The 24,672-nt window shown below is 56.9% G+C and carries 21 protein-coding genes; 2 read left to right on the top strand and 19 right to left on the bottom strand.

The annotated features are described in order from the left end of the window. The first annotated feature begins 443 nt into the window (after positions 1-443). The gene (gene tmk / locus Pla52nx_RS04115) at positions 444-1,094 is read left to right on the top strand and encodes a dTMP kinase (RefSeq protein ID WP_146518405.1); all 651 of its coding nucleotides are present in this window, start codon (positions 444-446) and stop codon (positions 1,092-1,094) included. On the opposite strand, the gene Pla52nx_RS04110 is transcribed toward tmk, so the two are convergent. From Pla52nx_RS04110 to Pla52nx_RS04050, 13 genes are all read right to left on the bottom strand, one after another. Beyond that, positions 1,079-2,281, bottom strand: coding sequence for an aminotransferase class V-fold PLP-dependent enzyme (locus tag Pla52nx_RS04110; protein ID WP_146518404.1), 1,203 nt, complete (start codon positions 2,279-2,281; stop codon positions 1,079-1,081). The two genes, tmk and Pla52nx_RS04110, sit on opposite strands and share 16 nt — an antisense overlap. Beyond that, positions 2,278-2,760: a molybdopterin synthase catalytic subunit gene (locus Pla52nx_RS04105; RefSeq protein ID WP_231741711.1), complete on the bottom strand. Its 483-nt coding sequence runs from the start codon at positions 2,758-2,760 to the stop codon at positions 2,278-2,280. The genes Pla52nx_RS04110 and Pla52nx_RS04105 overlap by 4 nt, the downstream gene beginning before the upstream one ends. Then, positions 2,757-3,008 carry a MoaD/ThiS family protein gene (locus tag Pla52nx_RS04100; protein ID WP_146518403.1) on the bottom strand — a complete coding sequence of 84 codons (252 nt, stop codon included), beginning with the start codon at positions 3,006-3,008 and terminating at the stop codon, positions 2,757-2,759. Before Pla52nx_RS04100 ends, Pla52nx_RS04105 begins: the two co-directional genes overlap by 4 nt. Further along, positions 3,005-5,995: an anaerobic glycerol-3-phosphate dehydrogenase subunit C gene (locus Pla52nx_RS04095; protein WP_146518402.1), complete on the bottom strand. Its 2,991-nt coding sequence runs from the start codon at positions 5,993-5,995 to the stop codon at positions 3,005-3,007. The genes Pla52nx_RS04100 and Pla52nx_RS04095 overlap by 4 nt, the downstream gene beginning before the upstream one ends. A gap of 32 nt (positions 5,996-6,027) precedes the next feature. Further along, positions 6,028-6,687, bottom strand: a complete 660-nt coding sequence (gene folE / locus Pla52nx_RS04090) for a GTP cyclohydrolase I FolE (protein ID WP_390620369.1) — start codon at positions 6,685-6,687, stop codon at positions 6,028-6,030. Between the two features lie 557 nt (positions 6,688-7,244). Beyond that, positions 7,245-7,526, bottom strand: a complete 282-nt coding sequence (locus Pla52nx_RS04085) for a DUF202 domain-containing protein (RefSeq protein ID WP_146518401.1) — start codon at positions 7,524-7,526, stop codon at positions 7,245-7,247. A gap of 237 nt (positions 7,527-7,763) precedes the next feature. Next, complete coding sequence (locus Pla52nx_RS04080) at positions 7,764-8,195, bottom strand: type II toxin-antitoxin system VapC family toxin (RefSeq protein WP_146518400.1); 432 nt, start codon at positions 8,193-8,195, stop codon at positions 7,764-7,766. Beyond that, complete coding sequence (locus Pla52nx_RS04075; RefSeq protein ID WP_146518399.1) at positions 8,195-8,410, bottom strand: hypothetical protein; 216 nt, start codon at positions 8,408-8,410, stop codon at positions 8,195-8,197. The genes Pla52nx_RS04080 and Pla52nx_RS04075 overlap by 1 nt, the downstream gene beginning before the upstream one ends. A 154-nt stretch (positions 8,411-8,564) precedes the next feature. Continuing rightward, the gene (gene lepA, locus Pla52nx_RS04070) at positions 8,565-10,361 is read right to left on the bottom strand and encodes a translation elongation factor 4 (RefSeq protein WP_146518398.1); all 1,797 of its coding nucleotides are present in this window, start codon (positions 10,359-10,361) and stop codon (positions 8,565-8,567) included. Between the two features lie 164 nt (positions 10,362-10,525). Then, positions 10,526-10,912, bottom strand: a complete 387-nt coding sequence (locus Pla52nx_RS04065; RefSeq protein ID WP_231741709.1) for a hypothetical protein — start codon at positions 10,910-10,912, stop codon at positions 10,526-10,528. 90 nt (positions 10,913-11,002) lie between these two features. After that, on the bottom strand, positions 11,003-12,379 hold the full coding sequence (locus Pla52nx_RS04060; protein WP_231741707.1) for a PQQ-binding-like beta-propeller repeat protein: 1,377 nt from the start codon (positions 12,377-12,379) through the stop codon (positions 11,003-11,005). A 450-nt stretch (positions 12,380-12,829) separates the two neighbouring features. Further along, positions 12,830-13,447, bottom strand: coding sequence for a hypothetical protein (locus tag Pla52nx_RS04055; protein WP_146518397.1), 618 nt, complete (start codon positions 13,445-13,447; stop codon positions 12,830-12,832). Between the two features lie 18 nt (positions 13,448-13,465). Continuing rightward, positions 13,466-13,702, bottom strand: a complete 237-nt coding sequence (locus Pla52nx_RS04050; RefSeq protein ID WP_146518396.1) for an RNA 2'-phosphotransferase — start codon at positions 13,700-13,702, stop codon at positions 13,466-13,468. 153 nt (positions 13,703-13,855) lie between these two features. Here Pla52nx_RS04050 and Pla52nx_RS04045 point away from each other — a divergent pair, with 153 nt between their 5' ends. Further along, positions 13,856-16,636: a DEAD/DEAH box helicase gene (locus Pla52nx_RS04045; RefSeq protein WP_146518395.1), complete on the top strand. Its 2,781-nt coding sequence runs from the start codon at positions 13,856-13,858 to the stop codon at positions 16,634-16,636. Between the two features lie 61 nt (positions 16,637-16,697). On the opposite strand, the gene Pla52nx_RS04040 is transcribed toward Pla52nx_RS04045, so the two are convergent. The 6 genes from Pla52nx_RS04040 to Pla52nx_RS04015 all read right to left on the bottom strand — a co-directional run bounded on the left by Pla52nx_RS04040 (position 16,698) and on the right by Pla52nx_RS04015 (position 24,626). Further along, a complete protein-coding gene (locus Pla52nx_RS04040; protein WP_146518394.1) occupies positions 16,698-17,090 on the bottom strand; it encodes a CoA-binding protein in 393 nt (130 codons plus the stop codon). A 118-nt stretch (positions 17,091-17,208) separates the two neighbouring features. Next, on the bottom strand, positions 17,209-17,874 hold the full coding sequence (locus Pla52nx_RS04035) for a carbonic anhydrase (RefSeq protein WP_146518393.1): 666 nt from the start codon (positions 17,872-17,874) through the stop codon (positions 17,209-17,211). A 215-nt stretch (positions 17,875-18,089) separates the two neighbouring features. Next, on the bottom strand, positions 18,090-19,502 hold the full coding sequence (locus Pla52nx_RS04030) for an O-antigen ligase family protein (RefSeq protein WP_146518392.1): 1,413 nt from the start codon (positions 19,500-19,502) through the stop codon (positions 18,090-18,092). 9 nt (positions 19,503-19,511) lie between these two features. Then, on the bottom strand, positions 19,512-20,651 hold the full coding sequence (locus Pla52nx_RS04025; RefSeq protein ID WP_197454275.1) for an acyltransferase family protein: 1,140 nt from the start codon (positions 20,649-20,651) through the stop codon (positions 19,512-19,514). Between the two features lie 245 nt (positions 20,652-20,896). Then, positions 20,897-23,842, bottom strand: coding sequence for a serine/threonine-protein kinase (locus Pla52nx_RS04020; protein WP_231741747.1), 2,946 nt, complete (start codon positions 23,840-23,842; stop codon positions 20,897-20,899). Next, positions 23,820-24,626 carry a sigma-70 family RNA polymerase sigma factor gene (locus Pla52nx_RS04015; RefSeq protein ID WP_146518389.1) on the bottom strand — a complete coding sequence of 269 codons (807 nt, stop codon included), beginning with the start codon at positions 24,624-24,626 and terminating at the stop codon, positions 23,820-23,822. Before Pla52nx_RS04015 ends, Pla52nx_RS04020 begins: the two co-directional genes overlap by 23 nt. Positions 24,627-24,672: the final 46 nt, after the last annotated feature.

Genomic DNA, 24,672 nt, shown 5'->3' with positions numbered 1-24,672 from the left:
GCGTCGTCCACTGCGCCCGGCTCGTCTTCGAAGGCGCTGGCCGTGAACGTCGCATGACAATGGCGACAGGCCACTTGCGTCCCAAGTAAAGATGCGCGAATCTGAACACGTCGACCGCAGGTCGGACACGACTGACAAAATCGAATGTGAGTACCTAGATTCATCTGCCACTCCACAGAAAAGAGAATTCCGTTACGCTAGACTAGTGGACGAGATCCTACCCTTTTGGGTTCGCTAGGGCAAACATTTCCTGCCAAGATACTCATGCCTGCCACCTGAACGAGTGTTCGCCAGCCGCCCAAATTGTGCCCTCGGGGGCCCAAAACACTAGGATTTTGCACTCTATTGCCACTCCTACGGTTCTCCACTGGCCGCCCAAAAAACCAAAAAAACTGGCGGCAATCCGCCAGCGGATCCGCTGATCAGAAGGAAATTGAGCCCGAATGTTCATCACCTTGGACGGTATCGACGGAGTGGGCAAGTCCACTCAGATTGCCTCTCTGCAGTCGCACTTGGAAAATGCCGGACATCAAGTCGTCACGGTCCGAGACCCCGGCAGCACCGAGATCGGAGCCCGCTTGCGATCCCTGCTGCTGGATTCCGATTTGACGATGCATCGCCGTACCGAAGCGATGTTGTTCATGGCCAGTCGATGCGAGATGGTCGAGACGATCATCCGACCGGCGCTGGCCCTCGGCAAAGTGGTGATCTCAGATCGCTTCCTGCTCTCCACGGTTGTCTATCAGAGCATCGGCGATTCTGAAAAGCAGGCCATCGCGCCGACCGACTTGTGGCAGTTGGGCCGACTAGCCAACAACGGTCTGATCCCCGACTTGACGATTCTGTTGGACTTGTCCGCCGCCACGTCGATGCAACGAATCACCGGGCCCACCGATCGTATGGAATCACGCGGGACGGGCTACATGGAATCAGTCCGCCAAGCATTCTTGCAGCAGCTGCCCCACAGCAGCCCCGAGACGATGGTCATCGATGCGGAGCAAGACATTGGCTCGGTGGCATCCGAGATTCGCAGACAAGTCGACGAGTTCTTGAATCGCTACCAGGCGGCAAACAATGATCAGCCGTTGACTTGATCGCTGATCTCGCGAATCGCTGCGATCAAAGCGTCGATTTCCTCGGCCGTTGTGCCATGCCCGCCGCTGATCCGCAGGGTTCCCCCGTCTTCGCTGCCCAACGCATGATGGATTCTTGCCGCACAATGAAATCCTGATCGCGTTTCGATTCCGTATTCCGCGTCCAGGATGGAGGCCAGGTCGTGTGGTGCGAGTGATTGCATGACGATGCTGGCGATCGGCAGTGATGATTCATCGCCCATAACATCAATCGTATCGATCGATCGCAAACCGGCATGCAGCCGCGCCGCAATCGTTTTCAGTTTCAACACCGATTGCGCGTCGGGTGATCCCATCGCTCGCATCGCCGCCAGCCAACCGGCCAACGCGGGAACATTCAGATTGCCCGATTCCAGTTTGTCTGGATAGTTGCTTGGCATGTCCAGTGATTCCGATGCCGAACCGGTGCCGCCAAGGATTGTCGGCCGGATTTCACTGTGCAGTTTCTCTGCGAGATACAGAAAGCCTGTCCCTAACGGCCCCAACGCACCTTTGTGTCCTGGCGCGGCGAGCACATCGATTCCCATCTCGCGGACGTTGATCGGCAAGTAACCAAAGGTTTGGGCGGCGTCGCAAAAGTAGATCGCGGGATGATCGGCGATCCGCTGGCCGATTTCTGAAATCGGCTGAACCGTACCGGTGACGTTGGCCGCGTGCGTCACCGCGACCATTCGCGTTCGGTCAGTCACGGCCGCCAAGACATCGTCCGGTGACACACGCCCCGATCGATCGCAGTCAACAATCGTCCAATCGATCAGCGACGACCCAGCCATTGCATGCAGTGGACGCAACACACTGTTGTGATCGGCCCCGGTGGTGACGACGTGGTCGCCGACTCTCAGCAAGCCGCCCAACGCGGCGTTGATTGCCGCGGTTCCGTTGGCATGAAAGGAAATGTCCCGTGGTGACGAAACGCCCAACCAACGTGCGATCTCTCGACGCAAGGAATCGACGATCGCGGTTGCCCGAACAGAGTTTGCATACGCACCCCGACCCGATGCGGCGCCACATTCGCGAATGAAATCGATCATCGCTTCGATGCATTGATTTGGCTTGGGCCACGACGTGGCGGCGTGGTCCAAGTAGATCCGGCGTCCTCGGTTGGTGTCCGCATCGCCGCTTGTTTCGGATGCGTGTTCGTCTTTCATGGTGTAGTGGGATGAACCCAAAGCGTGGAGCCATCCTGCAAACGCTCTTGCTTCCAAATGGCGACATTGGATTTCAACTCGTCCATCATCCAAGGCAACGCGTCAAAGCTGTTTCGGCGGTGCGCGCTGCAGCATCCGATAACCACGCTGGCCTCTCCGATGGGGACCTCACCCAAGCGATGGACGATGACGATCCGAGAAAGCCCAAATCGTTGCAACGCGTTGTCGGCCAACTCATGCAACTGCTTCAACGCCATCGTCTGATGCGACTCGTAGAACAACGTCTCGGTGATTTGGCACTGCGAACGCGAGCCCGGTTCGGATTGCGATGGGGCGTCGACCATCGTGGTGCGACGGGTCACGCCGTGAAACCAACTTTGCGCTCCGCAGTCGGGATCGTCCAGCAAAGGCAGCAGTGGCTCCATGCGAATCGGAGTCTGCACCAATTGCACGAACGTTCGATTGATATTGTCCATCATCCGCCACTTGTTGGGGGAATCAACGCGATGATCGACGTATCGTCTATTGGCGTGTTGTTGCCGACGTAGCTGTCGTCCACGGCCAATCGGCAGCTAGGAATCAATGGAGCGATCGCGGGCAGTTGATCTGCGACCGCGGCCAGCACGTCGCCGGCGACGGGAGAATCCTCGGCGACGTCGACATCGATCCAATCTTGTTGAGCGGATTGGCGGACGGCTGCAAACAGGAGCACTCGCAAACGCATCATTCGCTCGGCATCAGCATGGTTTCGATTTTAGGAAAGCGACCGTACGCATAGGCAAGCAGCTTCAGTGGATGCAGCGTGTCTCGGCCGCTGCCGTGTTCGATCTGCATCTTGCACGCGCTGCACTCGGTACAGGCAGTCTGGACCGGTGAATTTCGCACTGCCGAGATCATCGGCCATCCGATTCGCAAGCTATTTCGATAGTTCTTGCGTTGCAAGCCCCAGGTGCCCGCCATTCCGGTGCAGCCACCTCGGATCGTTTCCACACCCAGGCCGGGAATCAAACCCAGCAGCTTGGTGCTCGATTGCGTCGGATCCAAGACACGCAGATGACAGGGCTGGTGGTAGGCGACCGTCGTATCGACATCGTGAAAATCCAAGTTGAGCCGCTCGTTCTCATGCAGCGACCACAGGAACTGGCACGCTTCGTGCGAATTCTTGGCGACCACATGAGCGTCTTCGTCATCGAGCAAATTGGGGTACTCGTGTTTTAGACACAGAGCTGCCGCCGGTTCGGTGGCGACGACGGTGTATCCTTGCCGAACGGCGTCGGACAGCAAGCGTACGTTTCGGCGTGCGATCTTTCGAGCGCCCTTGAGGTCGCCCGCCGTGATCCGTGGCATCCCACTGTTGGCTTGCGATGTCGGGACATACAGTCCGATCCCGTTTTGCTGCAGGATCTCAGCAAAGGCGCGGCCGATGTCCGGATCGTGGTAATTGGCATAGTGGTCCACAAAATAGACGACTTTGGTGCCGCCGTGCGGTAGCGATTTGGTCCACCGTCGTTTAGCGGCGTGGCGGATGAATGTTTCACCGACCAGCGGCGGCAACTCTCGAGCAGCGGACAAACCCAACAGCTTTTCCGCGAGCCATCGCATGGCGGAATTTCGGATCACCAGATTGGAGATCCAAGGCAGACGCGAGCCGATCGCAGCAACGGTGTCGATACGTCCGATCAACTGATCCGAGAATGGCAACCCGTTGGTGGCAACATACTGCGCCTTTAGCTCACCAACGATCTTGGGAATGTCGACGTTCGCTGGACACTCCACACGACATTGGTGGCAATTGAAACAAAGGTCTGCAAACTCCTTGGCCCTCGCGCCGGCCAGATCTTCGATCGGAATCTGTCCGCTCAGCACGCCCCGCAACAAGTTCGCCTTGGCGCGTGGCGACGCCTCCTCGCGACGCGTCGCACGAAACACCGGGCACATGCGTTCAGAGTCGGTCGTGGTACGACATCGAGCGCACCCGTTGCAGGATTCGGTTTGTCGACTGATCGGTGCGTTGGGCGGCCAGCTCTGCAACACGGGTAGCTGAGGCACGTTGCGACCTGTCAACCGTGATGCTTGAATCACCGATTCATGGGCTTTGGTGATCACGCGGCTGTCGGCGGAGATTTCGATCGTTCGCTCCAACGGTCGCAGGTTTTCGTTGGGCCGTTGCAGCACGGCTCCAAAAAGCTTTCCGGGGTTAAGTCGATGCTGTGGGTCGAACAATCGTTTGATCTGGCCCATTGCCGGCCAAAACTCGTCAAACTGTTTGGGCATCAAATAGCTGCGACTCAGCCCGGTCGCATGCTCACCCCCGATGTGTCCGCCTGATCGCCAGACCACTTCTGCGATCTGCTGAGAGAGCGTCACCAACAGTTTGTGGTCCTCAGGGTCTCTCAAGTTCAGGAAGGGGCGAACATGCAATTGGCCGTGACCGGCGTGCGCAAAGATCGTTGCCGTTGTTTGGTTCTTTTTCAGCGTGTCCTGAATCTCCGTCAGCATCCTTGGCAGTTTCTCTGGTGGCACCGCGATGTCTTCGGTGAATGGAACCGGCGCGCCAGCGCCTTTGACCCGTGCCAGACGCGGGATCGCTCGTCGACACAACGCCCAAAACATATCTCGCTGTGACTGCTCGGTCGTTGCCGTGCTGGCGAACGCCGCGTCGGGGCCGGTCGACAAATCGCGTTGGACCAACGCCAGGCGATCGTTCAAGTCGGCGAGGGATTCACCTTGCAATTCAATCAGCAACATCGCTTCGGTTTCCCGCGGCAGGATCGAGGCAAAACGGGACTCCGTTTCACGTGCGATCTCCAACAGCCGTCGGTCCATCATGTCACAGGCGACCAAGCCATGTTCCAAGGCGCGAACGGCACACCGAGCGGCAAACTCCAAGCGATGGAAGAACAGCAACAGCACGCCACGATGCTTGGGAATCAATTCGGTGCGCACCGTTGCGTCAACGATCAATGCCAATGTGCCTTGGGTTCCCACCATGAACTTGGCCAAATCCACGGTGACTCCATGCCCCGTGGTGTCTTCGCCGAACAAACCGTCCAGGCGGTAGCCGCCTCGACACGCGGGCATCGTCGACTGGGCTTCGATTTGCTCACGGTACTGATTTCGGATTTCCAGCAATCCGCGGGCGAGCCGACCGGCCGGCCCCGGTTCATCGACGCGGTGTACCGACAGATCCAATAGATTTCCATCCGCGGTCACGACTCGCATGGACGAGATCGCATCGCGTGCCGAACCGCTTCTCAGAAAATGACTCCCTGATGCATTGGTCGACAACACGCCACCGATCGTCGTGATGCTGCGTGTCATCGGGTCCGGGCCAAACCATCGACCATGCTTGGCGACATTGCGATTCAACTCGGCAAGCGTCGAGCCGCTTTGCAACGTCACCAGAGCGCCGTCAGAGGATGCATCGATGCGACGCATGTATCGCGAGAAATCCATGACCAGTCCGCGGCCGATGGATTCCCCCGCCGAACCGCTCCCGCCACCTCGGGCATGGATCGCCAAGTCATGCTGGTCGGCATACTCCATCACCGCAATGACATCGGATGCGGTCTGTGGCCGGACGACGCCGATGGGCGTCATCTGATAGATGCTGGCGTCCGACGCGTAGATCTGCGCGGAAACGCGATCGCACATCACGTCGCCGCGTACGATTCCCCGCAAGTCGTCTTGAACCCGTTGCCGATCAATCTCCATAGAGTGTATTTCGATCGCAAACGGCAACCAAGTCAACCGGTCGTGTGCCGATTGATCAAATTCAACACTTCGGCGCGGCTCTTGCTATCCGTTCGAAAAGTCCCCCGCATGGCACTGGTCAAGCACATGCTGCCGGGCTTGCGGACGCCACGCATGGTCATACAACTGTGCGTCGATTCGACCACCACGGCAACACCGCGAGCCGACAAACGATCCTCGATCAAATCGGCAACCGTCTGGGTCAAGCGTTCCTGTACCTGTGGACGACGAGCGACTTCCTCGACCACCCGAGCCAACTTGCTCAACCCGACGACCTTGCCGCTGGGCAAGTACGCGATATGGGCACGTCCTGTAAACGGTAGCAAGTGATGCTCACACATGCTGCAGAAACTGATGTCGCGGACCAAAACGATTTCGTCGTACTGCTCGGTGAAAACCTTGGCCAAGTGACGACCAGGATCGCTGTGCAGCCCCGCGAACATCTCTGCGTACATTCTGGCGACGCGTGCAGGCGTCTCCAGTAGTCCTTCTCGATCAGGGTTTTCTCCCACAGCGTCCAAGATGACACGCACCGCGGCTTCGATCCGTTTCAGATCAACGCGTTCGTTTCGAGGCTCGTTCGGGTCAACGTGAATGGGCGCCTCCACATCGCAACGTGATCCGCCACTGGAGACACTTTCGGGCAAATTCATCGCGGTTGCTTCGCTGGAATGGTGTGCGACAGGGGTATCTTCGAAACTCACGTCAATCGTTCTCTTGCAAAAAAGGGGGCTCGCCAGGGGCATCCGAGTATAGGCGTCGGGCTAGCGTTTGTTGACAGCCGAGCCAGCGGCGGAACACGGAAATCGCGTAAAACACGAGGCAAAGCCACCAGAATTCACTGGAAAAAGCGACACTTTTCGCTGATTGCCACCACTGGTTCTCAGGCTCCTACCTGGGAACCCAATGATCAGCAGGCTCCTGCCTGCCGATCTGCTGACATTTTCTAAGCCACGCTGATTTTCGCGAGGCAGAGCCTCCATGACAGTGCGTTTCCAGGCGCGAACCTGGGAACGAGCGTTCTGCGGGGTGGCGATCAGCGAGAAGTGTCGAAAAAGCTCGGCTTGCCGGATCGACAACTCCGCCCCGCTAGTGGCCTGTTGATTTCATCGAAATTGGGAACGCAAGGGTGAGCCGTGGGCCGTCAGGCACCGGGCAATACGGTAGGCCCGGCCGCTTACGCGTCGCGGCTCACTTAATCAACAGCCCGCTAGTGAAGCCGCCGACGCAACGAGGTGAATCGATGAATTCCGACCAACCCCAGCACTCCCCCCAATCCGATCAATGTCCAACCGCCGATCAGCAACCCCGGTGTGGGCTCAAGAAATTGAATCAACGAAAATCCCGTGCCGATGATCATCAACGCGGTGCGTCCATACGCAAGCAAGGTACGCTCGTTGGCCAAATCGGTTCGCACCAACGCCAAGTCCGGTGTGACGGGAGCCTCGGGTGGGTTCGAGCCAGGGCTACTGAGGGCATCTTGATGGGACATCGTTCGGAGATTCGTTGCGTGATACTGGTTTCGAATTCGGCCGCACTACAGAACCGGCGACGAGTTTTGAACCCAGGGTGGCGGTCCCACTCGTTGCACTCGTGGGAACCTTACCCTGGGCTATGATGTTAAACGCCTTCGGCGTATCTCCCAAATGGAGGAACAAAACCGGCGAATGGATACTCCATGTCAAATTTCCAGAGGAGCGTTTAGGTTCTGTCGGCGACAATCTTATCTCTATGGCTGACTCGTCCAATCTTCAACTTGCAATCCCGGGACTCTTTCGTAGTCGATACGATTGCGTGTGACAATCGTCTTTTGATTTACCAATGCGATCGAAGCAATCCGCAAGTCCATCGTGTCGATGCGGATTTTCTCACCTCGCAGTCTTTGGAATTCTCGAGCAGCAGCATCCGTACAACTAAGCATCTGGCTTTGGCGGTACGTTGCAGACAATGCCGCAAGTCGGCGGTACGGCTGCACTCGTGCTACCTCGTCCTTGCACTTCGCAATCGCGTTATGCCATCCCAAGAATTGCTCGTGCATGCTGGCGACGGTAACAAAAACATTGCCTGCCCCGTGCTCCTTGACCTTCGAGATAATCCGCTCGTATTCATCACCGGTCCGTCGTTCGATGATCGACAAATGATCCGTGTCTAGGATAAACATTACGGTTCATTAGCCCCGTCTTGCTGGGATTTTCGCCACTCCCTACCGAGACGCTCTGCTTCGGCTGTCAGTGCATCGTCTTCTAGAACTCCGTCAAAAGATGCCAACCATCCCATTTCATCGTTGCAATCCGGCAATCGAGACTTCAAACGTCTGACCTCTTGCTCTAGCTGACTCACTCGGTCTTCGAGTGGAATCGGGTCTTGCCTGATCATCGGAAGCCCTCTTTCTGTTTGGGTTCGTAATGCTCAATTTTCTCGATCAAGCCGATTGAAAAAGAGCTTTGACTTGGACCATTCTAACAAGGTCGGCGCACCCGGTCAGACGAATCCTCAGTTTGGGTTCCATGTCAAATTTCCAGAGTAGCGTTTAGGTTTTGTCGGCGCGGAGGACGGAAACGAAGGCTTTTTGGGGGATGTTGACGCTGCCGAATTGCTTCATCTTTGCTTTGCCCTTCTTTTGTTTCTCCAACAGTTTTTTCTTCCGAGTGACGTCGCCCCCGTACAGCTTCGCGGTGACGTCCTTGCGGTAGGGCTGAATCGTTGCTCGTGCGATGATCGTCCCGCCGATCGCACCTTGAATAGGAATCTTGAATTGGTGACGCGGGATTTCTTCGGCCAATTGTTCGCAATAGTGCAACGCACGCGTTCTCGCTTTGTCGCGGTGCACGAGGTAGGAAAGTGCGTCGATCGGCTCCTTGTTCACCAAGATATCGACCTTCACCACATCGGTTGGCCGGTACTCAATCGGTTCGTAGTCAAAGGATCCATAGCCACGCGTGATCATCTTGAGTTTGCCGTAGAAATCAAACAGGACTTCGCCCAGCGGCATTTCGCTGCTCACTTCCACTCGTCCTGCCGATAGATAGTTCATGGTTTGGCTTTCCGAGCGATGCTCGCGACACAACTCCATGACCGGCCCGACGTATTCCTCCGGCGTCAAGATGGACGCTTTGATATAGGGCTCCATTGCCGAATCGATGTTCGTCGGATCGGGCCAGTAGCTGGGGTTGTCGACGTCGATTGTCGATCCATCCTTGAGCGTCAGTTTGTACTTGACCGACGGCGCGGAGATTACCAAACCGAGGTCAAACTCACGCTGCAACCGCTCTTGGATCACGTCCAAGTGCAACAGGCCGAGGAACCCGCAGCGAAACCCAAAACCCAACGCCGCCGAACTATCCTTTTCATAAGTCAGAGCGGCGTCGTTGATCGCCAGTTTTTCAAGGGCCTTGGTCAGCTCGGGGTACTCATCGGTGCTCATCGGGTAGACCGACGAGAACACGACTTGTTTGGCTGGTTGATAGCCTGGAATGGGCTCCGACGCCGGGCGGTCGGCCAACGTGATCGTGTCCCCAATCTCGATGTCTTGCACACTCTTGACACCCGCCACGATGTAGCCGACTTCGCCAGCCCGGAGCTGAGCTTGCGGATTGAGCTTCAGTTGGTTGTAACCCAACTCGTCGACTTTGTAGTCGTGTCCTCCGTGCATGAAAAGGATCGTGTCACGATTCTTGAGCGTTCCTTCCATCACACGGCATTGCAGGATCACGCCGCGGTACTTGTCAAAATGAGCGTCGAACACGAGGCCTTTCAGAGGAGCCTGAGGATCACCCTTGGGTGGCGGCAGGTGGTTCACGATTCCTTCGAGAACGTCCTCGATCCCGACCCCGGTTTTTGCCGACACGGGGATGGCGGCAAAAGGGTCCAGGCCCAGCTCGGCATCGATCGCTTCACGGGCACGATCCACGTCAGCCGCCGGCAGGTCGATCTTGTTGATCACGGGCAGCAACTGCAGGTCGTATTCCAACGCCAAATACAGATTGGCGACCGTTTGAGCTTCCACGCCCTGTGACGCGTCGACCACGATCAACGCACCATCGCACGCCATCAGTGACCGGCGGACCTCATGAGAAAAGTCCACGTGGCCGGGCGTGTCGATCAAGTTGAGCTGATAGTCGTTGCCATCGGCCGCACGATAGTTCAACGTAACCGTGTTGCTCTTGATGGTGATTCCACGCTCACGCTCAATATCCATCGAATCAAGCATCTGATCATGAAAGTCACGCTGGGTCACGCCACCACAGGCCTGGATCAGTCGATCCGCCAAGGTCGACTTGCCATGATCGATGTGAGCGATGATGCAAAAATTGCGGATGCGTTTCATAGGGTACGTTTCGTCCCATTGGGACCGAGCAGATTCGCAGGTCAGCCTGGAAAGGCTGACCTACGGTGGGATGGTCAGCCTGAAAAAGAGCTGACGTACGGGTGCATGTCAGCCTGGAAAGGCTGACGTACGGGTGCATGTCAGCCTGGAAAGGCTGACGTACTTTAGCGACGGCGGGTGCCGGCGCGCTTGAGGCCTTTGGCGATGAAATCGAATGCGTCAACGGGCTTGTAGTCTTCCAGCACGTCAAAGAAACATGCCATCACGCGTTTGGTTTCGGCAACATTGATCTTCACGCCCTGGGTATCCGCTTTCCGTGACACTTGGTCGTAAATGTCGCCCAGCGTCATCGGCTGTTTTTTCGTCGACTTCTTCTTGGCAGCCTTCTTGACGGCTTTCTTCTTCTCCGCAGGTTTGGATGCCGCAGGTCTGGATTCCGCAGCGTCTACGACAGCATCAGGTTCGACGGGCGATGGTTTTGCGGCGTCCTTCTTGGCAACAACCTTTTTGGCGGCAACCTTCTTTGCGACTTTGGATTTCTTTTTGGCCATGGTGTGATTCTTGAATCGAGGAGTGATTACGTGCTGTCCGACAAGTTGTCTTTGTAACCGCCCACGATTGAAAAGGAAACGGTCAACGCCTCACTCGCTTGATTTAGATGGTTCAGCGATGCTGTAGAGATGGCTGAGGGTTCTCAGGTAGATCGCACCGTCGGCGATGCCCGGAGTCGACCACGCTTGTTCATCGATCACGTTTTCGCTGACGAGTCGAAACGCGGCACCACCTGCGATGACGTAGGTCGTTCCGCCTGTGTCCAAGCAATAGACGTTTTTGCCATCCGACCAAGGCGACGCCCAGAACGCCCGGGCTCCGCGAATTCGCTGTTTGTAAGCAATGTCGCCCGTTTCCGCGTTCACGCAGGTGACGCTGGCTGCGCGTCGCTCCAAGAAATAGAGATGTCCGTCACAGAAAGTGGGCGATGCCATTTGAATGTCGCTGGAGTCCGTTTTCCAGGCGATAAATTCGCTGTCGGTCGCGTCGTTGGGCGGAGTGATATCGCCGGATCCGCCCGGCTTGATGGCGAACAAGAATCCGCCGCCGTCGTCATCGCCACCACGGTTACGCAATTCGGTGCCGACGAACAGACGATTACCGACGGCGATCGGTGTCGCCGAGCTGCGGCCTTTCTCCATGTCGAGCTGCCACAGCAAGTCGCCGGTCATCGGATCGTAGGATCGGTAGACCACTCCACCGACGATCAGTTCGCTTCGTTTGCTGTTGGTCCAGATGATCGGAGAGCTGTATTGAGATTTTTCTTCTCGATTGACTCGCCAGACTTCTTCTCCGGAATCCGCGTCCAACGCGATAACAAACGACTGTTCTTCGTTGTCGACTTGAATGTAAAGTTTGCCGTCGAACAAAACAGGCGAACTGGACGTTCCCCAGCCGGCCCGCATCTCGAACGAACCCAAGTCCTTTTGCCAACGCAGCTCGCCGGCGAGATCGTAACAATAGACTCCGTTCATCCCGAAGTAAGCAAAGATCGACTTGCCATCGGTGACGGGGGTTTCGGTTGCGTACGTGTTGGAGCTGTGGCGGGGCATGGGCGGTCGACCTTGTTTGGCCGTACGACGCCAGTTTTCTTTGCCGGTGGCCGCATCCAAGCAGATCACGTCGTAGTGAAAGGTAGTTGACGTCAAGTCATCTCGCCGCGATCCGCCACCCCCACTGTATTCAGTCGGCTTCGCAGCATCTGCTTTGTCCTCGTCGACAGGGACGGCTGCCGTGAGAAAGATCTGGCCGTTCGAAATGATGGGCGACGACCAGCCTTCGCCCTGGATCGGCACCTGCCATTTGATGTTCTGAGTTTCGCCCTCATCAGCAGCCCACTGCGTGGGCAATGTCGAACCAGCGATTCCATCGGCGTTTGTTCCTCGAAACTGAGGCCAATCGTCTGCCGACACAATAACGCAGGCGGAAACCAAACCGATGGCAACCAAACAGCGAAACCTAGACACCATTTCCACAGGATACACGTCGGACTCCGAGGTTGAGGGAAGAAAGATTTACTGTCAGCGCCAATTCCTGCGATCGCCAATTTCATTGAGCAACACGCCTAAGTTTGATCGCGGCACTCGCTTTGTCGACCGCAGGTCAAGCGATCAGGCCGCTCGGCTTTCATTTGGCGTGATCCAAGCCAGACACGTTCACTTTAGCAGACCGTCCAGAGGTCTCATTTTCGCAATGACGGTATTGAACGTCGGCGAACTTCTCTGAAAAGCGATCCGCTAGGCCCGGATGATTCACGCGACTCACTACAGTCTTCGCAATACGTTTGCACGAAACGGCTTACGCGGATTGGTACGGAATCAGTCTGCACATATCAGCCGCCACGCGATAGCGTCCGGTTCTCACGCCTGTAATCGGGAACCGGACGCTATCGCGTTTCGGCTAATGGATAATCCGCGTCAGCCCACTTTCCGCAGTAAATGAGTCCCCTCGCGGCCTCGATAGGTCAGCAGCAATGCACCGTCGGCCGCGCAAGCTTCAAAGATGGCTTCAAAGAATTCGTGTTCGCCCGGCCAGGGGAACGCAAAGAAGAGATCGAAGTCGTTGATCGACAAGCCGATCTCATCATAAATGTCGCCTTCCTGAACATCGACGTGCTTCATTTCGGCGGCCAGATCGGTCAAGCCGGGAACATCGCGTGGCACAAAACTGCCGCAATAGAACTCCGCGGCATTGTCGACCAGCTCGGCCAAGTCCTCGCACTGCTCCACCAAGACCGATTCGATCTCGATGCCCACCGACTCCATGCCACGAGCCGCGGCCAGCATGGCGGCCACGCCGAATCCGCATCCCCATTCGCAGAAGCGGTTGCCTGCCAACAAATGGTTTTCAAAGATCCACTCGATCGACTGAGCGATCAAATGAAAATCACAATTCACAAAGTTCTCGATGACCTCTTGATCGGACAGCATGAACGCTTCGATCCGCTCATAAGCGGTGTCGATCAACTGCTCAGTCTGCCCAGGGATGGGCAACTGCGTGATGGAATCAGGAATGGGAATGGGCGACAGCGGCACGGTGAAAACTCTCGGTTACTAGCAGGCACGAATCGAAAGGCCGTCGTCGCTCAGCAAAAAACGCTGGACTTCGCTCTGCGCGACGACGTCTTTGACTTGCTGGGCCGTGATCGATTTTCCGTTGGCATCTGCGTTGGCAACCAATTCTTCGATATTGATCCAGCCCCATGGATCCGGTTTCAGGCCGATGGCATCGGGATGGTGCTTCAGGACGAAGCTCAAATACTTGCTGATTTTCGTAAGTCGTTTGTTCATGGGCGGCAGTTTAATCAAAGAATCTGATTTGCATCAGCGGTTGGAACCCCCGATGTCGCTTGATCGATCAGCCGTGAATCGCTCCAATATTTGCCATGGCATGGGACAGTGCGGTACGGGACAATCTTGGGCAATAGCAAGGAATCAATGGCGATGGCCTCCACAAAGACTCAAACGACGCGTCAGAAGGGCAACGGCAAGAAAACGACCAGCAAACCCGACCCTCGAAAAAAGAAGGTCAACGTCTTCCACCAGCGACTGGGCTCGCTGACCTACCACCAGGCGTGCCAAAAACTGGGTGACGAGGGCGCCAAGCTGATGCGTCTGGGCGATCGATTCACGGAAATCGATCCCGGCCAAGATGTTTTCCTCGGCGGCGACTTGCTGCGAGTCAAAGTCCGTGATTCGGACAAACGTGATTTGGACGCCGATGACGCTCCGCCGCGTGTAGGGACCGCGATCGTCACGCTGACTTTGCAATCTGCCCGTGCGAAACAGATCCAGCACAATTGCGACCACTGTGATGCCCCCTGCCATCACCTCGGCGCCGCGCTGTCTTATTTGCTCGATGCCAAGAGCGTCCTGGGGCTTGCCGTTCCGCCGGATGAGTCCGTGCCCTTGGAAAATTTGACCGAGGATGAACTGCATGCACGCGCGTTGGCGGAGCGAGAAAAGCGGGCGGCCGAAGAACCGATGACAGTTCGCAGCAGCGATGCCAGCACCCCGTGGGCAGACTATGTGTTGACCAGTCACAACACGGGCAAATCCTACCGCGTGGCGTTGCGGGGAACCGAGCCGCATCAGTCCTACTGTTCCTGCCCCGATTTCCGCACCAACGGGCTGGGCACGTGCAAGCACATCCTGCACGCACTGGGCAAGGCGTCCAAACGATTCAGTGTTGCCGCGATATCGACACCGTACAAACGAAAACACGTTTCGTTGCGTTTGCAATACGGCGACGATTTTGGCCTCCGTTTCAACGTTCCCACTCGTCGCAACCCCGCGATCGAAGAAATCGTTGGCGACTTGGTGGATGTATCATCCACTGACGCAGTCGACGTGATGCACCGCATCGAAGCATTGGAGTCCAATGGCAGAGAGGTGACCATCTATCCCGATGCGGAAGATTTCATCCAACGCCAACTGCTACAGAATGAATTGACGCGCCAGTGTGCTGAGATTCGCCAAAACCCGCACGGCCATCCGCTGCGGACCGAGTTGCTCAGCGCCGAACTGCTGCCGTATCAAATGGACGGCATCGCGTTTGCCGCCTCCGCCGGTCGAGCCATCTTGGCCGATGACATGGGGCTGGGAAAGACGATCCAAGGCATCGGGGTCGCCGAATTGCTCTCACGCATGGCGGATATCAAGCGAGTCCTGGTCGTTTGCCCCGCGTCCTTGAAAAGCCAGTGGCGGACCGAGGTCGCGCGGTTCTGTGGCCGCAGCGTACAAGTCGTCTTGGGAACCGCGGCCGAACGCTGTGAACAATACCGCAGCGACACGTTCTTTACCGTTTGCAACTATGAGCAAGTCCTGCGTGACTTGGAGCCGATCGAGTCGGTCGATTGGGATTTGATCATTCTGGATGAAGGACAACGGATCAAGAACTGGGAGTCAAAGACCAGCAATGTGATCCGGTCTTTGCGAAGCCCGTTCCGCTTGGTGTTGTCGGGCACGCCATTGGAAAACAATCTCGGCGAACTGTTTACCGTCGCCCGCTTCGTCGATGAGCATCGACTCGGCTCCGCATTCAAATTCTTTAATCGTCACCGCGTGGTCGACGACAATGGCAAGACCATCGGCTACTACCGCTTGGACGAACTGCGCAAGACGCTGCAGCCGATCCTGCTGCGTCGCACACGTGGCGAAGTCTCCAAGCAGTTGCCCGAACGCACCGACGAAATCGTCCGCGTGACCCCGACCGATGAACAGATGGAGATCCACGCCGGTCAGATGCAGGTCGTGGCGCAGATCGTGGGTAAGAAATACTTGACCGAAATGGACCTGCTGCGTTTGCGGCGTGCCCTCGCGATGGCGAGGATGTCCTGCGACAGTACATTCCTGGTGAACCAGCAAGAACCCGAGTACAGCAGCAAGCTGGAACGACTCGGAGAACTGTTGCAAGGCTTGATCGACGATCCGTCACGCAAGATTGTTCTATTCTCCGAATGGAAACGAATGCTGGACCGCGTGGAGAAACGGTTGGACGAAATCGGATGTGATTACGTTCGGCTGGACGGCAGTGTACCGCAAAAGAAACGGCCGCCGATCGTGGCAAAGTTCCAGGACGATCCCGAGTGCCGAGTGATCCTGATGACCAACGCCGGCAGCACCGGGCTGAATCTGCAGTCCGCCAACGTCGTCATCAATTGCGACTTGCCGTGGAACCCCGCCGTGCTGGAGCAACGAATCGCCCGTGCCCACCGCATGGGACAAAAGAATCCCGTGCACATCTACAACATGGTCTCTGCGGGAACGATCGAAGAAGAACTGCTGGACACACTGGCATCCAAACAGGAACTGGCCAATGCATCGCTGGACATCGACAGCGATGTCGGTGAAGTCGCGGTGAGCAGTAGCACGGACGACCTGCGACGTCGCCTGGAGAAAATGGCGTTGCCAAAGCTCGCCGCTCCAGTGGACGAAAGCAATCAGCGGCGGGTCGAAGCAGAGATTCAGCAATTGAGTCAACGCCGAGAAAGTGTTTCCAAAGCAACCGGAGACCTTGTCTCAGCGGCGCTCACGCTCGCTGGCAGCTTGATCGGTGGGGACGATGCCAATGCGGCAAAGTCCGAAACGGTGGATCGACTTACCGAGCAATTGTCCAAAGCAATCGACACCGATGAACAAGGACGGCCGCAGTTGAAGATCACGTTGCCCAGTCAGGATGCCCTGAGAGATCTTGCTACCACACTGGCCAAACTGCTGGGCTGATTGCATTGGGCTGATTGCATTGGGCTGATTGCATTGGGCTGATTGGCTCGTCGAAAGCGCGTCATGATTGACGAGCCAAGAGCACGAGGATGCAACTGCCGTCGTCAATGACGTTGATGCCGGCTTGGCGTGCAGATTCGCTCGCCTGTTCGTCTTCGGCGCCGGGCTGCATCCAGATGTGTTTCACCCCGGCCTCGATCGCGTCGGCGACCACTCGACGAGTGACCTCGGGCGGGGTAATGATCGAGAGTGCTGCCGGAACAACCGGCAACTCAGAGATCGACGGGTAAGCCTTGTGCCCCTCGATCTCATCCTGGGCCGGGTTCAGCGGGTATGTCTTGCGTCCAGAGGCCAGTAGTGCGCGAAAGACTTTGTTGCCGTACTTGTGCTGACGATTGGATGCACCGGCAACGGCGTATATTTCCGAAGCCAGAAATCTGCTGATTGCGTTCATGGGAGCAAATACCTCTCGGCGTTCTTGACAGGAATCATCTGGGCTCGGGACAACGGATCGCACTCCGCATCTTGTTCATTGCAGGGATCAAAATTCTACGACCCGGTTTTGGTTCAGGTTAGATCGGTGGCAGTGCGGCGTCCATTTCGACGATGGATTGCGGCGCGGCATCCAAGGGCACGAATTGGCTGAACTGTGGGTTGTACGCAAAGACTTTCCCGGTCTCGAACTCATACACCCAACCGTGTAGTTTCAAGTCTCCCTGATCGATCGCGGCGGCGACCGATGGATGGGTCCGCAAGTTCTCCAGTTGAACCAAGACGTTTTCTTCCACCGCCAACATCAAACGCTCGGCCGGATCCGTCACGTGCTGGTAATTTTTCTCGACGATCTCACGAGTCGCGTCGGCATGTTGCAGATGAGCTTGGACGGCCGGCATCCCATCGAGTTTCTCTGGATGCAACACCCCGGCCATCGCACCACAATGAGAATGGCCGCAAATGATGATGTCTTTGACCTTCAGCGCCGTGACCGCGTACTCGATCGTCGACGCTTCGCCGCCGAACACGGTTCCATATGCAGGCACGATATTGCCGGCAGTCCGCTGGATGAACAACTCACCTGGATTGGTTTGCGTCAACAGACTGGGGACGATCCGTGAGTCCGCACAAGTGATGAACAAGGCGAGTGGATCCTGACCTCGGACAAGCGTCTCGAAAAGCTTTTCGTCAACACTGAAAGCTTCTCGCTGGAATTTGTGAATGCCGTCGACGAGTTTCTGCATCAGTGGGTGTCCTTGCGCATCGGATTCAAGTGCTCGGGTTTCGCTCTCTGCGAGGGTGAAACGTAAGGGCAGTGTACCGTTTCAGGCAGGGATGTGTCGGGCAGAGGTTCGTACGTCAGGCTTTCTAGCCTGACATGGGTGTGAATGTCAGTCTGGAAAGACTGACGTACAGGTGTGAATGTCAGTCTGGAAAGACTGACGTACAGGTGTGAATGTCAGCCTGGAAAGGCTGACGTACGTGGGGGGAAAGTATCAACCTGGAAAGGCTGACGTACGGGGCTTTCATTCTGGGAAGAGGGCCGTAGTCGGGTTTGCAATGCCGTGACCGCCAGTCCGCCGAGAAAGAATAGGTACATGTGTACCATCGGGATGATCAAGACATCTTGGAACATGCCGTTGCATGTGTATGCCAAGATCGTGCCCAACAATAGCCAGCCCATCTGTCTTACTTCCGGTGCGGCGAGACGGTTTCGTACCAGTTGCAGACTGGTGAAAATCAACATGGCGAACCAACCGCCAAAGAACGAAAAGCCTACCAAGCCAGTGTCGACCAAGACCGATAGAAAGACGTTGTGTTGGTTGTACGGTCGTGCTTCTGGGAGTGGCATGTCGTAGCTGCGATCGTCACAGTACGGCCCGTTTTTTTCCATGTAGTGACCAAAGCCATGACCGACGATCGGCCGATCCTGGAACATCTCCCAGCCGACGATGGCCAACAAGGGACGAAGTTGCACGGACTTTTCCGCATCCGATGCCGTCAGATTCTTGTCACGTTTCATTTGCATGAACTGGTCTTTCAGGTCGGTCGCTGACAGCCCACCAAGAATCAATCCCGATGATATCGCCAGCACGCGAGCCCAACGCGGTGCGTGGTACAACGCCATCACCGCGACGACCGCGACGGCACCCATCCACGCGCTGCGAGTCAACGTCGCATAGACGCCTAGCAACGTGCACAGCATCAGAATGGCATACACCGTTTTCTTGCGTCCAGGTACGCTCATGAAGCCGATCGTGGCGGCGGCCAACGCGATGCTGATCACAATCCCGTTGCCCGACGGATTGAGCAAGGGACCACGGCCACGACCGTAGAACTCCCAGACTTCGGGATCGACAATGAACCGCGGGAATACAAGTCCGTGAATTCCGCTGATCTCTAAAACTGCGGTGCCAGAGAGATAGACCCCCAAACCGCAAGACCCAATCAGCAACCAGCGAATGTCCTGGGGCTTGACCGGCATCACACGCGCGATCGCATACATGCCCGCCGGCATGGCAATGTAAAACAACCATCGCGCGGTCGGCGAGGAACTGGGCGAAGTGCCACCGCTGATCGCGCTCCAATAGAACCAAACGACAGTTGCGATCACGAGGTAGTCCACGCGATTGAGCTTCGGCATGCTGATTTGACCGGTTCGCCATGCGATCACGGACAGGGCAACCATCAGAAAGAACAACACGCGGTCCAGACTCAGTTGGATCGGTCCGTCGATTGCAAAGAAGGCGGGACCAAGGACGGTCCCCACCGCCAGTATCGCCAACGGCATCAAAAACATTCGCCCGGCACGGACGATAGGAATCGTCCAAACCAGTGCTGCAATGGCAAACAGAAACGTCAAAAATCCCATGATGATTCTCTATCCGGCGTTGCAGCGTTGCGAGGCAGAGTCATTTGTTCTTACTACGCCAACGATCGACGTGGCTCGGTGCGGTGTTCGGCCACCGGTCAGGAAAGCAAACCAAGCCGGCAACCAGTGGCTCATGAGACTCGCACCGCCGAAACAAATCAGCAATACCAACGGTGTGAGGTACCAGCACGAATTCGTCGTGTCACCCATTCGCTCCACCAATCGATGGGCGACGGCACGCAAAGGAAACTCGTGAAAAAGAAAGACGAAGAAAGACGCGCCGGAAAGCCGCGTCAATGCCGAATGACGAACCCGTGAGCAGAGGGCAAACAACGCAACGCAACCGATCAGGATCGATGCCTTGTGCAACAGCAGATCGCTCCACCCGCAACGATGGATGTACCAGATGTCAAAGTCCGGGCGGATACAGATCCGTACGACCAACAGGGTCGACCAAAGGCCCAGCAACACACTTATCGTTTGCGTCCGAAATTGGCATGTTGATTCCAGCCATGAAATGTGCCGCAACGCGACCATGCCTGCGACGAAAAAGAACAACGTCTCGATGTGCAGCACATGCCAACCAAACAGGGTCGGAAATGGTTGCCAATTCGCTGCCCATGCGACCGCGAGCGTGCCGAGGGCAACGTAGCAACGACGTCCTGACTGACCCAGCCAATTGATGATCGGTGCGAGCGTGACCAGTACCATCAAGTCACGTAGAAACCAGAGTTGTTCTGCGGGTGGATGCAGTAACCACTGACCGATGAAATGCATCCAGGTCCAGTCCACAGACTCTCCACTGATGCGGCGGATCATCAACCAACTGAACATCGCCAGACTTGCAACGAGGAAATAAGGCAATGCGACGGTGCGACCCCGTTGACGCCATTTTTGAATCGAACAAGCGAGGCTGCCGTCATGGCTGCGGAAATAGAAGAACCCTGCGGCGAAAGCGAACAACGGGACGGAGACCCGTGCTATGCCACCAAACAGGAACTCTTGCGTGAGCTGGTTCCAGGTTGCCATCGCAACCGAATCCGAGTCCGGAATGTCGGATTTGTAGTGAATGCCTACCACCAACACCGTCGCCAAAAGGGCAACGACCTGAAAGGTCTGTTTTGCGGCAGTGGACAGGTCTGGGCGCACGGATGAAGTATTCGATGAAGGTTGCGAGGCCGGAAAGTTCTGATTGCAGGGGTTGAATCGTTTTTGGCGCCGAGAAGTTAGACGGTTCAGCAGCGCGGGCATCCCCACGGCCGGGATTTTTAAGCTTAGGTCCGGGTAAAAGGTGAGGTGCCGATGCACCGGAAAAGATGTGCGGCAAGTGATCAGGGATCAGCCGCGATTGCCCCATGGCTCGGCTGCCTGAAGGCGGGACACCAGCGCGGGGGCTAGAAGGCTTCGGTGAGGAGGTCGACCAGTGCGTCGTCGGTGTGTTGCATGCCGAGTTGGATGATTGGCGCATCGCTTTTCTCGGCGAGTGATTTCCATGTCTCGTTGGCTTGGCGAAACTGCTCGACCGCTTCGGTTCCTTCACCGATGCGTCGCAGGCTGTCACCGAGCCACATTTGGAAAGTCGCATGCCATGCTTGAAAACCTCTCGCATCTGGGTTTCTTAATACGACCGCGGCCATGCTTTCCGCCGCATTTCGAAACGCGAGAGAGATTTGAAAGTCGATGTCTTCACGCCGGCGACGCCCATCGTTCTCTGCGGCGAGCCGTAACAGGGTGCCACGTTTGAACTCCATGTGTGCGTGTTGCGACTGGTAGGCATCAATACCCGGGTAGCGACTGATCAAAGCGTCCAGTGACGCTGCGGCTTGGATGATTCGCTTGAGTCCCTCCTGCTGCTTGGTTGCATCGGTGACTCGAAACACGTTCATGTCGGCAAGTGTACGGATTCGCTCCCAGCGAATTTGAGTGTTCTCAGGAAACTGCGTTTGCAGAACATCCAAGATCTCGATCGCCTGATCCGCGGCTTGTGATTGTTCGGAGGACTCAGGCATCAACACATCAACGGCTTGCTCTCGCAGTGTGATCGCTAACTGCAAGGAATAGGCAGGCCGATCGGGATACTCATCGACCAGTCGCCGCAGAATTTCCGTGGCGGTCGCTAGATGTTCTGCGGCATCTGCACGGGCCATAAGGTTGCCGCCGGGAGATTTCCTCTCAGGATCCGCGGATGTGACATCACTGGCTCGGTCGAACAACGACTCGGGATCAAAACCAGGATCAAAGAGATCGCCGAACTTATCGGGCGGTGGACGTCGACGGGGTGGGGAATTGAATCCGGGGCGGCCCGGTGGTGCAAGGCGGTCTCGCCCCGCAGCGATCGAGTTGACCATGATGGCGGACGGCATGGAATCGGCGGTCATCCCCGGACGCAAGTGGAAACCGAGCAGGTAGTGCGATCTCGCCTTGGCGAAACGACAGGCGGGTGTCTTGGCGATATCAGCGGGAGATTGATCAATCAGGTTCAACGCGCGCTCGATGTACTGGTCGGCGTCTTCGTGATCGCTCAACTGATACAAGGCCAATGCGATTCTGTTGAGCAAACCGACTTGTCGTACAACCGACTCAACCGTCGACGATTGCCCGCTGGCTCGATCGAGCATCCTATGATCGGCCAGTGAAAGTTTGAAGGCGTTGGCAGCGGCGTAGTATCGTCCCAGTCGCCAATGGATGCTGCCGATGTGAAACTTGGCGGTCGCGGCGGACTGCATGGTGTGCAAGTCCAATTCGTCGACATCCTCGGTTGCTTGAACGACGGAATCAAACGACTGCATCTTTGCGATCCGATCGTAGTAACCCAACAGGTCCTGCAAGATGGCCGCCGTCTCGGGGCTGACCGCCGGTGTGATGGCGGACGAACTGGAGATCTCGCCGTTGGAGGACCGCATGATGTCGCTGAGCAAATCGTCTCCCGCAAATCGGGCGAACAGTTGATCCAACGCATCGGTTGCCACGGTGGCCGTCGATCGAGCCGCGGCGCGCGATGCGACCGCGTCGCTCAGCAGACTTTGGTTGCGGAGGTAACCCCAAGTGGAGGTCAACGCGATTGCAGCAAGCAAGAGTGTCGAGAGCGCGGTCAACGCGGCGACGGCCGGTTTCCGCTTGGCGAATCGAAGCGTCAGTTCCAGGGGCGAGTGTCGGCGAGCGTGAATGGGATCGCCATTGGCCAATCGCTCCAAGTCATCGGCCAACTCGCCGGCATCCTGGTAACGATCGGATTCATCAGCCGCCATCGCTTTGTTCAGGATCGTCTCCAGGTCACGGGGGACGCTGCGATTGATCTTGCGGATCGGTGCGGCCGCTTCGACGGGCATGCGGCGGACCAGTGCGGCACGGATGGATTCATCATCAAACGCGGGGTGTCCGGCCAGCAATTCGTAGAGCGTGCACCCCAGGCTGTAGACATCGCTGCGAGGATTGGCGGAACCAAGGAAATGCTCAGGCGCCATGTATCGCAACGTCCCGACCACGTCGTTGGTGCGTGTTTGGCCGACCGACTCGATCGCTTTGGCGACACCGAAGTCGGTGATCCAAAGATTGTCGTCTTGATCCAACAGCAGGTTGGCCGGTTTGACGTCTCGATGCAAAACACCTTGCCGATGGGCGTAGTGGAGTGCCGATGCGGCTTGCTTGCCGATCTTGATCACCAAGTCCACGTCCAAAGGGCTGCCGGAGAGTCGGACACGATCCAATCCCTGTCCATTGATGCGTTGCATCACGTAAAAGTGGTACCCGGCGTCTTCGCCGAATCCAAAGACCGGAACGATATTGGTGTGGTGCAGCGAAGCGGCAAATTGGGCTTCCACATGAAAACGCTGGACCTGCTTGTCCTCCTGCAACATCGATTGCGGCAGCACCTTGATCGCCACGGTTCTGCCCAACGAAATCTGCTCGGCCTCGAACACCACGCCCATGCCGCCGCGACCGATTTGGCGAATGATGCGAAAGTCGCCCAGACGCTCTGGTCGTTTGGAACCCAGGGACGCGAGACCGGATGGTCGCTGCGCGTTTTGACGACGAGCGGACTCCAGTCGTTTCAGCACCGGCAACAGGTCGCTGAGTTGTTTGGCCGCCACGTCTGCCGTATCGTCGTCCGATGAACCGGTCGGTGTCGGTCCGTTCGCCGTGGCGACATCCAAGTGATTTGCACGAGGATCGCTTTCGCTCTGACGCACACGTTGCAACCATTGTGACGCGAGGGACTCAACCGGATTGCGCAGCCCATCGGCCGAGGACGACGAGAAGGACCCTGAATCGGCATCGCACCATCGCTGCGATGCTGATTCCTCGGCGCTGCTTTCGTCAGTGGGTTGAATGGGGGGCATCGTCACCAGCAGGTTTGTTCTTGTCGCTGTTTTCCCAAGCCTCCAGGATATCTCGCAATCTCGCCAGTGCACGAACGTAGCGGTTACTCGCCGCAGTCACGCTGATTCCGAGGACTTCTGCGGTTTCGCTGTTGCTGAGTCCTTCGAAGTGACGCAGGGCGATGGTCTCCTGGTCCAGGGCTGGCATTTCGCTGATCGCTTTTTCCAAAGCCATCGTCGATTCCTCACGCATCATCACGCCGCTGGGGGACGTTTGGCTGCCGGTCAATTGACGAACGATCGACACGCAAGTGGATTCGGGGAGTTGGGGGCCGCCGAAGCTGACTTCGCGAGCCGCGCTACGCATATCCGCACCGAAATGCCGGCGATGAATGTCGACCAACGTTTGCGTGACGATCATGCGAAGCCAAACGAATAACGAGCACTTGGGTGATTTCAGATAGTGTTGGACGCGTTTCTCGGCAGCCAAGAATGATTCCTGCAAGACATCATCCGCGTCGACACGTCCGGCAATTCGGTGGTCCATGCGAAACATTGCCAGTTGCCAAAGTCGATCGTGTTCCGCAGCGAACGCATCGGCGAGCACTGCGGCGGGCTCGATCCGCAATCGCTCCAGGACCAGTGGATCGGGCTGGCTGTGCGCGGTGTCATTCGGCTCCGATTTATCGGCCGACTGGTCTGGCGGTTCACTGCGATCGTTTGATGACGCCGATTGCACAAATCGCTCCAAGCTTGGTAACGGATCGGCCCCGCTGGATCCACGGGGAATTGAAAAAGTTGCCACAAATGGATCGATGCCGATCCGATGACAGTGGAATTCCGCAAGGATA

The sequence above is a fragment of the Stieleria varia genome (assembly GCF_038443385.1).
Taxonomy (GTDB): domain Bacteria; phylum Planctomycetota; class Planctomycetia; order Pirellulales; family Pirellulaceae; genus Stieleria; species Stieleria varia.
Note: the sequence above shows the minus strand (reverse complement) of the source record. Positions and strands in the feature narration are given on the sequence as shown.